The organism is Streptomyces sp. NPDC098781 (assembly GCF_044759995.1).
Lineage (GTDB): Bacteria > Actinomycetota > Actinomycetes > Streptomycetales > Streptomycetaceae > Streptomyces.
On record NZ_JBIWAK010000004.1, the window covers coordinates 391,841 to 406,221 of the forward strand.

General features: G+C 70.6%; 14 protein-coding genes. 8 read left to right on the forward strand and 6 right to left on the reverse strand.

Annotated features, from left to right (window positions below; translation table 11 throughout):
• The first annotated feature begins 111 nt into the window (after positions 1 to 111).
• On the forward strand, positions 112 to 1,140 hold the full coding sequence (locus ACIQWG_RS18645; RefSeq protein WP_404096645.1) for an LLM class flavin-dependent oxidoreductase: 1,029 nt from the start codon (positions 112 to 114) through the stop codon (positions 1,138 to 1,140).
• A 103-nt stretch (positions 1,141 to 1,243) separates the two neighbouring features.
• Here ACIQWG_RS18645 and ACIQWG_RS18650 read toward each other — a convergent pair whose 3' ends face one another.
• Entirely contained in the window at positions 1,244 to 1,636 is a 393-nt protein-coding gene (locus tag ACIQWG_RS18650) for an SCO5389 family protein (protein ID WP_383414831.1), read from the reverse strand.
• Positions 1,637 to 1,901: 265 nt separating this feature from the next.
• Between ACIQWG_RS18650 and nucS the strand changes: the two genes are divergently transcribed.
• Entirely contained in the window at positions 1,902 to 2,573 is a 672-nt protein-coding gene (gene nucS, locus ACIQWG_RS18655) for an endonuclease NucS (RefSeq protein WP_404096646.1), read from the forward strand.
• 79 nt (positions 2,574 to 2,652) lie between these two features.
• Here the strand turns inward: nucS and ACIQWG_RS18660 are convergent, their stop codons facing one another.
• The 4 genes from ACIQWG_RS18660 to ACIQWG_RS18675 form a co-directional block, all read right to left on the reverse strand.
• Positions 2,653 to 5,214: an ATP-binding protein gene (locus tag ACIQWG_RS18660; protein WP_404096649.1), complete on the reverse strand. Its 2,562-nt coding sequence runs from the start codon at positions 5,212 to 5,214 to the stop codon at positions 2,653 to 2,655.
• A gap of 259 nt (positions 5,215 to 5,473) precedes the next feature.
• A complete protein-coding gene (locus ACIQWG_RS18665) occupies positions 5,474 to 5,797 on the reverse strand; it encodes an STAS domain-containing protein (RefSeq protein WP_404096652.1) in 324 nt (107 codons plus the stop codon).
• Between the two features lie 222 nt (positions 5,798 to 6,019).
• The gene (locus ACIQWG_RS18670; RefSeq protein WP_404096655.1) at positions 6,020 to 6,868 is read right to left on the reverse strand and encodes a 3-hydroxyacyl-CoA dehydrogenase family protein; all 849 of its coding nucleotides are present in this window, start codon (positions 6,866 to 6,868) and stop codon (positions 6,020 to 6,022) included.
• Between the two features lie 136 nt (positions 6,869 to 7,004).
• Complete coding sequence (locus ACIQWG_RS18675; RefSeq protein ID WP_404096657.1) at positions 7,005 to 7,646, reverse strand: TetR/AcrR family transcriptional regulator; 642 nt, start codon at positions 7,644 to 7,646, stop codon at positions 7,005 to 7,007.
• 79 nt (positions 7,647 to 7,725) lie between these two features.
• Here ACIQWG_RS18675 and ACIQWG_RS18680 point away from each other — a divergent pair, with 79 nt between their 5' ends.
• The 3 genes from ACIQWG_RS18680 to ACIQWG_RS18690 are packed head-to-tail and all read left to right on the forward strand — an operon-like array spanning position 7,726 to position 9,854.
• A complete protein-coding gene (locus ACIQWG_RS18680) occupies positions 7,726 to 8,508 on the forward strand; it encodes an ABC transporter ATP-binding protein (RefSeq protein WP_404096660.1) in 783 nt (260 codons plus the stop codon).
• 10 nt (positions 8,509 to 8,518) lie between these two features.
• Positions 8,519 to 9,268, forward strand: coding sequence for an ABC transporter permease (locus tag ACIQWG_RS18685; protein WP_404096663.1), 750 nt, complete (start codon positions 8,519 to 8,521; stop codon positions 9,266 to 9,268).
• A 13-nt stretch (positions 9,269 to 9,281) separates the two neighbouring features.
• Positions 9,282 to 9,854, forward strand: coding sequence for a cob(I)yrinic acid a,c-diamide adenosyltransferase (locus ACIQWG_RS18690; RefSeq protein WP_404096666.1), 573 nt, complete (start codon positions 9,282 to 9,284; stop codon positions 9,852 to 9,854).
• 10 nt (positions 9,855 to 9,864) lie between these two features.
• Here ACIQWG_RS18690 and ACIQWG_RS18695 read toward each other — a convergent pair whose 3' ends face one another.
• Positions 9,865 to 10,452, reverse strand: a complete 588-nt coding sequence (locus ACIQWG_RS18695) for a hypothetical protein (RefSeq protein WP_404096668.1) — start codon at positions 10,450 to 10,452, stop codon at positions 9,865 to 9,867.
• A gap of 89 nt (positions 10,453 to 10,541) precedes the next feature.
• Between ACIQWG_RS18695 and ACIQWG_RS18700 the strand changes: the two genes are divergently transcribed.
• From ACIQWG_RS18700 to ACIQWG_RS18710, 3 genes are all read left to right on the forward strand, one after another.
• Positions 10,542 to 11,792: a sensor histidine kinase gene (locus ACIQWG_RS18700; RefSeq protein WP_404096671.1), complete on the forward strand. Its 1,251-nt coding sequence runs from the start codon at positions 10,542 to 10,544 to the stop codon at positions 11,790 to 11,792.
• Positions 11,789 to 12,430: a response regulator gene (locus tag ACIQWG_RS18705; protein ID WP_404096673.1), complete on the forward strand. Its 642-nt coding sequence runs from the start codon at positions 11,789 to 11,791 to the stop codon at positions 12,428 to 12,430. The genes ACIQWG_RS18700 and ACIQWG_RS18705 overlap by 4 nt, the downstream gene beginning before the upstream one ends.
• A 124-nt stretch (positions 12,431 to 12,554) precedes the next feature.
• Positions 12,555 to 14,375 carry a glycosyl hydrolase family 18 protein gene (locus ACIQWG_RS18710; RefSeq protein WP_404096676.1) on the forward strand — a complete coding sequence of 607 codons (1,821 nt, stop codon included), beginning with the start codon at positions 12,555 to 12,557 and terminating at the stop codon, positions 14,373 to 14,375.
• Positions 14,376 to 14,381 lie beyond the last annotated feature (6 nt).

Below are 14,381 nucleotides of genomic sequence, written 5' to 3' on the forward strand. Positions count from 1 at the left end.
TCTCCCGACAATCCGCAAATCTCTTCGTCAAGCCGTGTCCTCGGCACGTGTCACACGGTTATGCCCGGTGGGGGAGCTCCGCGTCGGAGCCAAGGAAGCAGGAAAAGAGCAATGCGCGTAGGAAGTTTCGTGTTGGCGGCCCGGTTTCCCGGGCAGGGCGACGGGGAGGCGCTGCACCGCGCGGTCCGCTCCGCCGAGGTCGCCGAGGAATCGGGGCTCGACACAGTCTGGCTGGCCGAGCACCACTTCGTGCCGTACGGCACCTGCCCGTCCGCGATCACCCTGGCCGCGTTGCTGCTCGGCCGCACCCGCCGGCTGCGGGTCGGCACCGCGGTCAGCGTGCTGCCCACCGCCCACCCGGTGGCCCTCGGCGAGCAGGCCGCGCTGCTGCACATCACCTCCGGCGGGCGGTTCTCGCTGGGTGTGGGCCGCGGCGGACCGTGGGTCGATCTGGAGGTGTTCGGCCAGGGCCTCGAGGCGTACGAGGAAGGGTTCCCGGAATCACTCGATCTGCTGTTGCGCTGGCTGCGCGAACCGTCGGTCGCGGCCGGCGGCGAGCGGTTCGGCTTCCGCGAAGTCCCCGTCGTACCGAGGCCGTCGGAGTGCCTGACGGACGTGGCCGGACCCGAGGTCGTCGTCGCGTGCACCTCCCCCGGCAGTGTGCGCCTCGCGGCCGAGCGCGGGCTGCCGATGCTGCTCGGGATGCATGTGGGCGACGAGGAGAAGGCCGAGATGGTCGCCCTGTGGCGGGAGCACGCGCGCACGGCCGGGCGTCCGGCGGAGGAGATCCTCGGCGCGGCCCATGTGTCGGCCGGCGTCTGCCAGATCGCGGACCGCCGCACGGACGCGGTCGAGACCCTCACGAAGGCGATGCCGGGTTGGCTCCGGCAGGGCCTGGAGGCGCATGTGACGGTGGACGGCCGCCATCGCGCGATGCGTGACCCGCTGGCGTACACCGAACTGCTCTGCGGGCTGCACCCGGTGGGCACGCCGCGGCTGTGCGCCGACCGCCTGGCGGCGACCAGCGAGCGGACCGGCATCTCCCGCTTCGCCCTGCTCGTCGAGGGCTCGGGCGACCTGGCGGCGACCGAGGAGAACGTACGGCGACTGGGCGCCGAAGTGCTGCCGCACCTCGGCTGAATCGCCCCGTGCGTACGGAACGGCCCGGTCCGCCAGGGGGCTTGCCGCCCCAGTACTGAATGCACCTCCCGCGTACGGAGCGGCAAGCAAGCGGCTGACCGCGTCAGCAGTCCCTGAGCTCCGGGGACTGGTTCAGCAGCTGATTGCGCACCGAGGTGAAGCGAGCCAGCGTCTCGTCGACCGAGGAGTCAAGCGGGAACACCGCCACCCGGTGGCAGTTCTGGAAGGCCAGTCGCACCCCGAAGTGCCGCTGAAGCGCGCCGCGTATCGCGTCACTCGCAAGCGCACGCAGCAGCTGGCCACGTGCCTGCTCGTCCGGCGGGGGCGTCTGGTTGTCGGCGAACGAACCGCCGTCGACCTTCAGCTGGGCCACCAGGGAGCTGATCATCTCCCATGCGTAGGGCAGGGAGGTCCGGACGCAGTCGACGAAGGCGGCTTCGTCGACCTCGCCTCGCTCGGCCTGTTCGAGTAGGGCCGGTGAGACGTCGAGCGACATGGGTTCTCCTCTCGCACCCCCGCAACAGCGGGGGTTGCCGGACAGATGCGGGAGCTCGTGACGCCGGACACGCTGTGTACACGCCTCGCGACCTCCCGTTTAATACGGTAGGCAACAGACGGTGACGGCACCAGGAGAATGCGTACATGGGCGGACCTCGTTAGGCGCACAATCGGCCAGAAATGAACAGGGGCAGTCCGGGGTGTTACGGACTCCCCCAGGGCGGATCGCGTCGACAAGGGCCCGTCGAGTAGCGTTGCGGACCATGCGTCTCGTCATTGCCCGATGCTCCGTCGACTACGCGGGCCGGCTCACCGCCCATCTGCCCACGGCGCCCCGTCTGATCCTGGTCAAGGCGGACGGCAGCGTCTCGATCCACGCCGACGACCGGGCCTACAAGCCCCTCAACTGGATGTCGCCGCCCTGCACACTGAAGGAGGGGGACGGCGAGCAGCAGGACGTCTGGACGGTCACCAACAAAGCGGGCGAGAAGCTGATCATCACGATGGAGGAGATCCTCCACGACTCCTCGCACGAACTGGGCGTGGACCCCGGTCTGATCAAGGACGGCGTGGAAGCGCACCTCCAGGAGCTCCTCGCCGACCGCATCGAGACCCTGGGCGACGGCTACACGCTCATCCGCCGCGAGTACATGACGGCCATCGGGCCGGTCGACATCCTGTGCCGCGACGCCGAGGGCCGGACGATCGCGGTCGAGATCAAGCGGCGCGGTGAGATCGACGGCGTCGAGCAACTCACGCGGTATCTGGAGCTGTTGAACCGCGATCCCCATCTCGCGCCGGTGCGCGGCATCTTCGCGGCCCAGGAGATCAAGCCGCAGGCCCGGGTCCTCGCGACGGACCGGGGGATCGGCTGCCAGGTGCTGGACTATGACGCGATGCGGGGGATCGAGGACGACAAGTTGCGGTTGTTCTGACCGACGGTCGTCCGCGGCCTGACGACGACGAGGGCCGGGTCCGCTGGACGGACCCGGCCCTCTTGTCGTGGTCGGCGGGTCAGATCACCGCATCCGTGCCGGTGCTCGGGGTGTCCGCGTCGGTGGCCGTCGGAGCGCTCGCCGAGGTGGTCTCCGCCGGGCTGGAGGAGGCCGGGCCGCTCGCCGAGGTCGAGGTGGACGGGCTCTGCGTCGGAGTGGTCGGCTCCTCGGTCGGCGTCGGATCCTCCGTGGTCGGGTCCTCGGTCGGCGTCGGTTCCTGAGTCGTCGGGTCCTCGGTCGGCGGCTTCGTCGGCGAGGTGGGCGGCTTCGTGGGTGACGACGGCGGCTTCGTGGGCGAGTGGGTGGAACCCCCGCTCGAACCGCCCTGTGTACCGCTCGGGTCGTCCGACGGGTCCGTCGGATCGTCCGTGGGCGTCGGGTCGTCCGAGGTGCCGTACGTCCCGTCGGGGCCCGGATCCGTCGGCCGGCTGGTCGCCGAGCCGGTGTCGCCGGAGCTCGCGTTGTCGTCGTTGCCCGCCTTGTCGGCGCCGAGGCTGTCGTCGCCGATGCCCTGACTGGCGGACGGGTTGACGCCGACCTGGTCGGCCGGGGTGTTCGGGTCGTTGTCGGAGGTGGCGCCGAGCGTCACCACTGTGCCGAGCACCGCCACCAGCAGCGCGCCCGCGCCGGCCGCGACGAGGTTGCGCCGGGCGAAGCTACGGACGCCGCCGCGGCCCTTGTGCGTGGCACCCGGGGACGACGGGGCGGACGACCGGTGGGTGACGAGCGTGGTGGTCTCCCCGACCGGCGGGAACGCGGCCGGCACACCACCCGGCGGCGACTGCGACTCCTCGTACCGTGCGTCCGGCACCTCCTCCCCCGCCGTCGGGGCGAAGGCGGCCACCCCCGGCGTGGTGCCGGAGCGGTCCGAAACCAGCGCGAGGGCACGGCGGCCGGCGACGGTGCCGCGCTTGTCGGCGAGGGCGCCGCGCAGCCCGGTGGAGGTCTCCAACTCGGCGCGGGCCCGGTCGAGCTGGTCCAGGCAGAGCGCGAGGACGCCCAACTCGTGGTGGAAATAGGCTTGTTCGGATACGTCACCGGCGAGGCGGGCCGCCTCGGCACCCGCGCGCAGCGCGCGCTCCCAGGCGCCCCAGTGCAGCCCCGCCGCGAACGCGGGGGCCGCCGTGCGGGCCAGCTGCACGGTCGGGCTCTCCTCGCCCTCCGCGGGCGGCGTGGTGGCGGGCACCAGCACGCCCAGGGCGGCGAGCACGGCGTCGGCCTCGGCGGACACGCGCTCCGGCGTGACCGAGGGATGCCCGGCCCACCAGGCGTAGTGCCGTACGGCGGTGAGGGCGCCCTCCTGCGCGTCCTCGGCGTATCCGGCGGCCTCCAGCTGGGCCTGCACCCCGGCGGCGAGCCGGTAGCGGGAGCCGACCGGCGAGACCAGCCCGCAGTCGGCCAGCTCGCCCAGCGCGGCGTCGGCGTGGGTGTCCCCGACGAGGGCGGGCAGATGCGCCTGGTGCGGCACCTCGCCGCCCAGGGCGACGGCGAACCTGAGGGTGGCGCGGGCCGACGGGCTGAGCCGCGAGGCGAGCAGCGGCGCCGGGCCGGCCGCCTCACCGAGCGACGGCAGCGGGGTCTGCACGCCGCCCTCGGTCTCGTACGTCGTGTCGAAGGGGACGTCGGCCGGCGGGGCGTCCTCGAAGACGCCGTACTCGTCGACGGCGTCCGCCCCGGCCCGCAACAGGTCCCGCTGCCGCAGCAGCGCCCCGGCCTGGACGAACCTGAGCGGCAGGCCCTCGGACTCGAACCACAGGTCGCCCGCCCAGTTCGCCTCGTCCTCGGTGAGGACCCGGCCGATCTGTCGCTCCAGGAGCTCCACGCTGTCGGCGCGGTCGAGTCCGCCGAGGGTCACCTCCTCGATGCCGGACTCGGCGGTCGGCGCGGGCACGTCGGGCGTGGCACCGATCAGGAAGGCGCACTCGGGCGTCGCGTCGAGCAGCTCGTCGAGCGCGGCGCCGCCGAACTCGATGTCGTCCAGCACGACGACCGCGCCGATCTCCCGCACGCAGGAGAGCAGTTCGTCCGGGTCCGGGCGGTACAGGGGTGCGCTGTAGACGGCCTGGAAGAGGTCGTACAGCAGATCGGCGGGCGTGCGGTGGAAGCCCGTGAGGCGGACCACGCCGTCGGGCGCGAGGTCCCCGCAGTCGTCGGCCACGAGGTCGAGCAGGCTGGTGCGGCCGGCGCCCCGGGGGCCGACCAGGCGTACGGAACGGCCGCGGGCGAGCATCCGTACCAGCTGTTCGCGCTCGTCCTGGCGGGCCAGCAGCGGCTGTGCGGGACGGCTCGGTCCGGGCGGGACCGGCGGCTTGGCGGCGCGGTCGGCCTCGGCGCGTTCGGCCGGGGTCGGCTTCTCGGGCCGTCCGGGCCGCTCCGCGGGCGGGCAGACCTCGATCTCGCTGCCGTCGACGGGATTGACGGTGAGCAGGAAGTCGCCCGAGACCAACTGCACCGTGCGGGCGAGTGCGGGTGTGTGCTGTCCGAAATCGGGTGTCAGAGGATCCCTGGGCGGGCGCTGGCGCGACGACTGGCCGTCAGCGTCAAGGCCGTACTCCTCGGGTCCCCGGTTGTTCGGGTCCATAGGTCAAGCCCCCCAAAAGCGTCGTGTGCCTGTGCGAAGCCCCTCCCGGCCTTGCTGCACACCGCGCTGTCGCTTCTGGTCCGGGCCCGCTCGACGGGGATGTCGGGACAGCGGGCAGCCGAACCCTAAACCTTCGCACAGTATCTACGACAGGCCGGGGTACCGCGCCGTCCGAGACATCACAGTCTCGTGAGAATTGTGCGCGACGTACGATTCGCAACCGGAACGCCCGACTGTCCCGCCCCACCCGTGCCGGGTGTCACACCCGAGGCAGGGACTCCACCCCGATGCCGCCCTCGATCGCCAGGATCCGGTGCAGTCGGGTGGCCACCAGCAGGCGCTGCATCTGCGGCGGCACGCCGCGCAGCACCAGACGCCGGCCGCAGCGGCCGGCCCGCCGATGGGCTCCCATGATCACCCCGAGTCCGGTGGCGTCCCAGAACTCAAGCTCGGACAGGTCGAGCAGCAGATCGCCGACTCCGTCGTCGACGGCCGAGTGCAGGACCGTACGGGCGTCCGCCGCGCTGCGGACGTCGAGGCGGCCCCCGACGACCAGCTCGGCGTGGTCGCCCCTGATGTACATATGCGCTCCCCAAGCGTGCGTTCGTGCTCCGCGGTGTGGTGTCTGTGTACGTGCCGGTGTCTGTGCTCGCTGTGCCTGTCTTCGCTATGAGTCTTCGATGTGGCCGGTGATGCAACCTCTGACTGCGTTGAGCGGTCAGAGGTTGCCGTCTGTAAGCGAACCGATACCGAATTCACCCCATCGCGTGACAGGTCCAGGGGCTGTGCGGTGGTCTACGAAACCTCAGTAGCTGTAAAAGCCTTGCCCGCTCTTGCGGCCGATGTCACCCGCGTCCACCATCCGGCGCATCAGCTCCGGCGGGGCGAACTTCTCGTCCTGGGACTCGGTGTAGATGTTGCCGGTGGCGTGCAGCAGGATGTCGACGCCGGTGAGGTCGGCCGTGGCGAGCGGGCCCATGGCGTGACCGAAGCCCAGCTTGCAGGCGAGGTCGATGTCCTCGGCGGAGGCGACGCCCGACTCGTAGAGCTTGGTGGCCTCGACGACGAGCGCCGAGATCAGCCGGGTGGTGACGAAGCCGGCGACGTCCCGGTTCACGACGATGCAGGTCTTGCCGACGGACTCGGCGAACTCCCGCGCGGTGGCGAGGGTTTCGTCGCTCGTCTTGTAGCCGCGGACGAGCTCGACGAGCTGCATCATCGGCACCGGCGAGAAGAAGTGCACACCGACGACCCGCTCCGGACGCTCGGTGGCCGCCGCGATCTTGGTGATCGGGATGGCGGAGGTGTTGGAGGCGAGCACGGTGTCCGGGCGCACGATCTTGTCGAGCGCGCGGAAGATCTCGTGCTTGACCTCCAGCTTCTCGAAGACGGCCTCGACGACGACGTCCGCGTCGGCGGCGGCGTCCAGGTCGGTGGTCGCGGTGATCCGGGCGAGGGCCGCGTCGGCGTCGTGCGCCTCCAGCTTCCCCTTGCTGACGAACTTGTCGTACGACGCCTTGATGCCGTCGGTGCCCCGCTTGAGCGCCTCGTCCGTGACATCCCGCAGGACGACGTCCCAGCCCGCCTGAGCGGAGACCTGGGCGATCCCGGAACCCATCAAGCCGGCGCCGATGACGGCAAGCTTCCGTGCCACTGTTGCGACTCCCCTTTGAAACGCCTTACACCCTGTTTACGTTGCTCTTCGGCGGACCTTAGCGGGCACGGGGCACTGTGTGACCGGTTAGTAACGCGAGTCACGTCTCGTCCGACGGACATCACACCGGCACGGCTCAGGGAGCGCCTCGGACGGCGTAGTTGAGCACCTTCTCGCCCAACAGCTCCTCGATGTCGTCGAGAAGGACCAGCACCTCGCGTGACACTTTGCCCGGATTTCGACCGGCGACCATCTCCCGCCCGATACCGACGAACACCGTCTGGTGGATCCAGGCGATCTGACCGGCGATCAGCCTCGGCAGCGGATCGTCGGCGCCGGCGCCGGCCTCCTCGCGCAGGGTCGTCTCCAGGTGGTCGTGGATCTCCTGCTGCATGCTCCACAGCCGCGAGCGCAGTGGCGGCGCCTCGTGGATGCAGCGCATGAAGCGGTCGTAGCCCTCCATGAGGCCGAGCCGGGGTGAGACCGCCTCGACCTCGGCGCGCAGTTCGCGCAGTACGGCACGGGCGGCCGACTCCCCCTCCGTGCGGGCGCGCACCCAGCGGGAGAGCTGGTCGACGACACCGGCGGACCGGTCGAAGAACAGGTCCTCCTTGGCCGGGAAGTAGTTGTAGACGGTGTTCACGGAGACGTCGGCGGCCTCCGCCACGTCCGCGATCGTCACGGTCACGAAGCCGTGCTCCAGGAACAGCCCGGTGGCGATGTCCGAGATCCGCTGTCTGGTCTCGCGCTTCTTCCGCTCCCTGAGCCCTTCCGCCATGACCTCATCCTAGCTTCAGTGGACTTCCTTAAACTTTGGGGTCATTGCAAAATTTAAGAGACTCTGTTTTTCTTGGGCCATGCCCATCATCAGTACGGCCGGACTGGCCCGTACCTTCCAGACCAGGCTCGGCCCGGTTCAGGCCGTGCGCGGCATCGACCTGACCGTGCGCGCGGGAGAGATCCTCGGCTTCCTGGGGCCGAACGGGGCCGGCAAGACCACGACCCTGCGGATGCTCACGACCCTGCTGGCGCCCACCGCGGGCGCGGCCACCGTGGCCGGCCACGACCTCGCGACCGACCCCGCGGGGGTGCGCCGGGCGTGCGGGTACGTGGCGCAGTCGGGCGGGGTGGACCCGCAGATCACCGTGCGGGAGGAGCTGGTGACGCAAGGCCGCCTGTACCGGCTGACGAGGCCGCAGGCGACCGAGCGCGCCGCCGAGTTGGCCCGCGACCTGGGGCTGACCGACCTCCTCGACCGCAAGGCCGGTGCCCTGTCCGGCGGCCAGCGACGCCGGCTCGACATCGCGATGGCGCTCACGCACCGCCCGAAGGTGCTGTTCCTCGACGAGCCGACGACGGGACTGGACCCGGGCAGCCGGGCCGACCTGTGGGATCTGGTCCGGCGGCTGCGCGACGAGCACGGCACGACCGTCTTCCTCACCACGCACTACCTGGACGAGGCCGACGCCCTCTCCGACCGGCTGGTCGTCGTCGACCAGGGCGTGGTCGTCGCGGAGGGCACGCCGAGCGCGCTGAAGCTGGAGTACGGCGGCTCGCTCGACGCCAGTCTCCAGGACACCTTCCTCGCCATCACCGGCCGCGGGCCTGTCCCGGCCGACGCCGCCCCCGTAGCCGTATAGGAGTCCCCGGATGCTCTTCCAGGACACGGCCCTCATCTACGGCCGCTACCTCCGCCAGTCCCTGCGCTCCCGCTTCGCGCTGCTCTTCGGCGTGCTGATGCCGCTGCTGTATCTGCTGTTCTTCGGTCCGCTGCTGACGGATCTGCCGCTGGGCGGCCAGGGCAGCTCCTGGCAGGTGCTGGTCCCCGGGCTGCTGCTCCAACTCGGCCTGTTCGGGGCGTCGTTCGCCGGATTCAGCATCATCATCGAGAAGGGCCAGGGGGTGCTGGAGCGGATGCGGGTGACGCCGGTCAGCCGGCTGGCCCTGCTGCTGGGGCAGGTCCTGCGGGACTCCACGGTGTTCGTCTTCCAGGCGGTGCTGCTGGTGCTGGCCGCCCTGGTGATGGGGCTCAGGGCGCCGCTGCCCGGCGTGCTGATCGGCTTCGCGTTCGTGGCGCTGCTGACGGTGTCGCTGGCCTCGCTGTCGTACGCGCTCGCGATGAAGGTCCGCACCCCGCAGGAGTTCGGCCCGGCGATCAACGCGATGACGATGCCGATGATGCTGCTGTCGGGCCTGATGCTGCCGATGACCCTCGGGCCCGCGTGGCTGGACGTCCTGTCGCACTTCGTCCCGTTCCGCTATCTCGTGGACGCGGTGCGGGACGCCTACGTCGGCTCGTACGCGACAGCGCACATGGGGTACGGCGTGCTGGTGGCCGTCGCCTTCACGACACTGGCCGTGACGGTCGGCACACGCGTCTTCCGAACGGCCGGGGCGTAACTAGGCTGGCCTCATGGTCAATCTGACACGCATCTACACCAGGACCGGCGACCAGGGCACGACCGCCCTCGGCGACATGAGCCGGGTCGCCAAGACCGACCTGCGGATCTCGGCGTACGCCGACGCCAACGAGGCGAACGCGGTGATCGGCACGGCGATCGCGCTGGGCGGGCTCTCCGAGGAGGTCGTCAAGGTCCTCACCCGGGTGCAGAACGACCTGTTCGACGTGGGCGCGGACCTGTCGACGCCGGTGGTGGAGAACCCGGAGTTCCCGCCGCTGCGGGTCGAGCAGTTCTACATCGACAAGCTGGAGGCGGACTGCGACAGCTTCAACGAGCAGTTGGAGAAGCTCCGCTCCTTCATCCTGCCGGGCGGCACGCCGGGCGCGGCCCTGCTGCACCAGGCGTGCACGGTCGTACGACGTGCCGAGCGCTCGACGTGGGCGGCCCTGGAGGTCCACGGCGACACCATGAACCCCCTGACGGCGACCTACCTGAACCGCCTGTCCGACCTGCTGTTCATTCTGGCGAGGACGGCGAACAACGAGGTCGGGGACGTGCTGTGGGTGCCCGGCGGAGAGCGTTAGGCACGGTCGATCAGGGCCGGACCCGCTCCTTGTCCGTGGTGAGCCGGTCCTGCTCCTCCTCGCCGGCCGGCGCCTTCCGCGGCCAGATCGTGTACGACAGGGCGATCAGGCCGTAGATGCCGACCGTGCGGATCGCGATCCACTGGAAACTGCGCAGCGAGCTGACGTCTCCGGAGTCGCCGACGTACCAGACCGCGAGCTGGAGCAGGCCCAGGGCCACCGCACCGCCGTAGACCGCCCGCATCCAGAGCCTGGCCTCGTGCGCGGCGCGGGCGCGGCCGTAGCGCGGGGGCTTCTTCGGCGGCGGGGCGCCGCCCAGGCGATGGGCGGCGTGGCCGTCGAGCCAGCGGATCGTGTAATGGCCGAAGGCCACCGTGTAGCCGATGTACAGCGCCGCCAGGCCGTGCTTCCAGCTCGGGTCGGCGCCGTTCTTCAGGTCGATCGCCGTGGCGATGAACAGGACCAGCTCCAGCAGCGGCTCGCACAGCAGCAGCACCACGCTCGTGCGGCGCCACTTCAGCAGGTAGCGGACGCCGAGGCCCAGCGCCAGCAGCACCCAGAATCCGACCTCGCAGGCGATGATGAGGGCGACGATCACAACATGCTCCCTTCGGTCACCGTTCCAGGCTCCCGTCGGGATCGGCCGCTTTCGTCGTCGGCTCCGATGAACTCGGGGTACATCGAAAGATGCAGTCCAGGACCGTTCCCCGGGATCAGGCGTCGACCGACCGCACCGTGTTGGATGGAGCCATGGTTCTCCCCCGCCCGCACCGCTTCGACGTGTACACCGCCGTCGGGGGGCTGCTAGGCGGCCTACTGCTGGTGGGCACCGGCCTGAGCACCCGGCCGGCCGACGATCCCGTCACCCTGTTCGACGGCCCTTGGCCGGTGCTGGTGCCGCTCGGCGTCATGGCGTGCTGCGAGCTGCTGCGCCGGGCGGCCCCGCGCACGGCCCTGCTGACCGGCACGGTCGCGGTCTGCGCGGATGTCGTGACCCAGGGGAACCTGGCCACGGTCATGATGTTCACCGACCTGGTGTACGCGGCGGTGCTGTACGGCCCGCTCGCCTCGGCCCGCCGCATCCAGTGGATCACCGGTCTGCTCACGGTCGCCGCGACCCTGGTGCCGTTCGCGGTGTGGCGCACCCCTCAGGCGCTGCTGATCGGCGTGGTCGTCGGCATCGTGGCGTACGGTCCCGCCGCCACCGGATGGATCGTCCGCAACCACCGCGACGCCGCCGAGGCCGCCCGTCTGCGCGCCGAACAGACCGCGCTGCTGGCCGAGATGGACCGCGCCCAGGCCGTGACCGCGGAACGCTCGCGCATGGCACGCGAGTTGCACGACATGGTGGCCAACCATCTCTCCGCCATCGCCATCCACTCCACGGCCGCGCTCTCCCTCGACGATCCGAAGACCTCCCAGGAGGCGCTGTCGGTCATCCGCGAGAACAGCGTCGACGGGCTCGCCGAGATGCGCCGGCTCATCGGCATCCTGCGCGATTCCAGCGGCGACACCGAGCCCGTGGCCGCCCCCACGCTCGACGGCCTCGACGCGCTGGTCGAGAACGCCCGCACCAACGGCCTCGACGTGCACCTCGACACGGACCCCGGCACGGTGCCCGCCCCGGTCGAGCTCGCCGCCTACCGCATTGTCCAGGAGTCCCTGACCAACGCGCTCAAGCACGCGTCCCCCGGCCGGGTCACGGTCGTGCTCGCCCAGCGGGACGGCTCCCTCACCATCGCCGTGACCAGTCCGTTCGGCGACCGCGACGGTCCGCGCGCGCCCGGCTCCGGCGCCGGGCTCGTCGGCATGCGGGAGCGGGTCGCGCTGCTGGGCGGTGAGTTCGAGGCAGGCCCGGCCGGCGACACGAACCGTGCGGACGGCAAGATCTGGGCCGTTCGCGCCACGCTGCCGCTCACCGAAGGAGACTCCGCATGATCCGGGTGCTCGTCGCCGAGGACCAGTCCGCCGTACGTGCCGGGCTGGTCCTCATCCTGCGCAGCGCGCCCGACATCGAGGTGGTCGGGGAGGCCGCGGACGGCGAGCAGGCGGTGCAGCTGGCCCGGGAGCTCAGGCCCGACCTGGTCCTGATGGACATTCAGATGCCGCGCCTGGACGGGGTGTCGGCGACCCGGCGGGTGGTCGAGGAGCGGCTCGCGGACGTGCTCGTGCTGACCACCTTCGACCTGGACGAGTATGTGTTCGGGGCGCTGCGCGCGGGTGCCTCCGGGTTCCTGCTGAAGAACACCGAAGCCCGTGACCTGCTGGAGGCGGTCCGTACGGTGGCGCGCGGCGAGGGCCTCATCGCCCCGGCCGTCACGCGGCGGCTGATCTCCGAGTTCGCCGCGAAACCCGTACGGGAGCCGACGGTGGACCCGTCCGTGCTGGACAGCCTCACCCGCCGCGAGCGCGAGGTGCTGTCCTGCTTGGGCGAGGGGCTGTCCAACGCGGACATCGCGGCCCGGCTGAGCATGGCCGAGGCGACCGTGAAGACCCATGTGAGCCGATTGCTGGGGAAGCTGGAGCTGCGCAGCCGGGTCCAAGCCGCCGTATTGGCGCAGGAGTTGGGGATCTGAGGTTTAGCTCCCGGAAGTGGTCCAGACCTATTGACCGGTGGTCCAGACCTTTCTATTCTCACCGCACCATGAGTGGGCGTGAGGCTCAGCCACGCCCCCTGACTCCCCAACAAGGAGGCGCAGCATGCGCTTCAGACACAGAGCCGTGGCGGGTTTCGCGACCCTGCTGCTCCCGCTGGCGGGCCTGGTCGGCCTCGCCAGCCCGGCCGAAGCCGCGACGTCCGCCACCGCCACCTACGCCAAGACCCAGGACTGGGGCTCCGGCTTCGAGGGCAAGTGGACGGTGAAGAACACCGGCACCACGTCCCTCAGCTCCTGGACCGTCGAGTGGGACTTCCCCTCCGGCACCTCCGTCACCTCCGCCTGGGACGCCGACGTCACCTCCTCCGGCACCCACTGGACCGCCAAGAACAAGTCCTGGAACGGCACCCTCACCCCCGGCGCCTCCGTCTCCTTCGGCTTCAACGGCACCGGCTCCGGCGCCCCGTCCAACTGCAAGCTCAACGGCGGCAGTTGTGACGGCGGCAGCGTCCCCGGTGACAATCCGCCCTCGGCCCCCGGCACCCCCAGCGCCTCCGACATCACCAACACCTCGGTGAAGCTGTCCTGGAGCGCCGCCACCGACGACAAGGGCATCAAGAACTACGACGTCCTGCGCGACGGCGCCAAGGTCGGGACGGTGACGACGACGTCGTACACCGACACCGGTCTGACCGCCGGCACCGACTACTCCTACACCGTCCAGGCCCGCGACACCGCCGACCAGACCGGCCCGGCCAGCGGCGCCCGCGCGGTGCGCACCACCGGCGGCACCACCGAGCCGCCCACCGGCGACAAGGTCAAGCTGGGCTACTTCACCGAGTGGGGCGTCTACGGGCGCAACTACCACGTCAAGAACCTGGTGACCTCGGGCTCGGCGTCGAAGATCACCCACATCAACTACGCGTTCGGCAACGTCAAGAACGGTCAGTGCACCGTCGACGACACCTACGCCGCCTACGACAAGGCGTACACCGCCGACCAGTCCGTCAGCGGCACCGCCGACACCTGGGACCAGCCGCTGCGCGGCAACTTCAACCAGCTGCGCCAGCTGAAGGCCAAGTACCCGCACATCAAGGTGCTGTACTCCTTCGGCGGCTGGACCTACTCGGGCGGCTTCGGCCAGGCCGCGCAGAACGCGGCCGCATTCGCCAAGTCCTGCAAGGCCGTCGTCGAGGACCCGCGCTGGGCCGATGTCTTCGACGGCATCGACATCGACTGGGAGTACCCGAACGCCTGCGGCCTGACCTGCGACACCAGCGGGCCCGCGGCCTTCAAGACCCTGATGTCCGCCCTGCGCACCGAGTTCGGCTCGAACTACCTGGTCACCGCGGCCATCACCGCCGACGGCTCCTCCGGCGGCAAGATCGACGCGGCCGACTACGGCGGCGCCTCGCAGTACCTCGACTGGTACAACGTGATGACGTACGACTACTTCGGCGCCTTCGACGCGGACGGCCCGACCGCGCCGCACTCGCCGCTCACCTCGTACGCCGGCATCCCGCAGGCCGGCTTCAACTCGGCCGACGCGATCGCCAAGCTCAAGTCCAAGGGCGTCCCGTCCGCCAAGCTACTGCTCGGCATCGGCTTCTACGGCCGCGGCTGGACCGGCGTCACCCAGTCCGCCCCCGGCGGCTCGGCGACCGGCGCGGCTCCCGGCACCTACGAGGCCGGCATCGAGGACTACAAGGTCCTGAAGAACTCCTGCCCGGCCAACGGCACCATCGCCGGCACGGCCTACGCCCACTGCGGCAGCAACTGGTGGTCCTACGACACCCCGTCGACCATCGCCGGAAAGATGACCTGGGCCAAGAACCAGGGCCTCGGCGGAGCGTTCTTCTGGGAGTTCAGCGGCGACACCGGCAACGGTGAGCTGGTGACGGCCATCAACAACGGGCTCAGCTGACAGGGC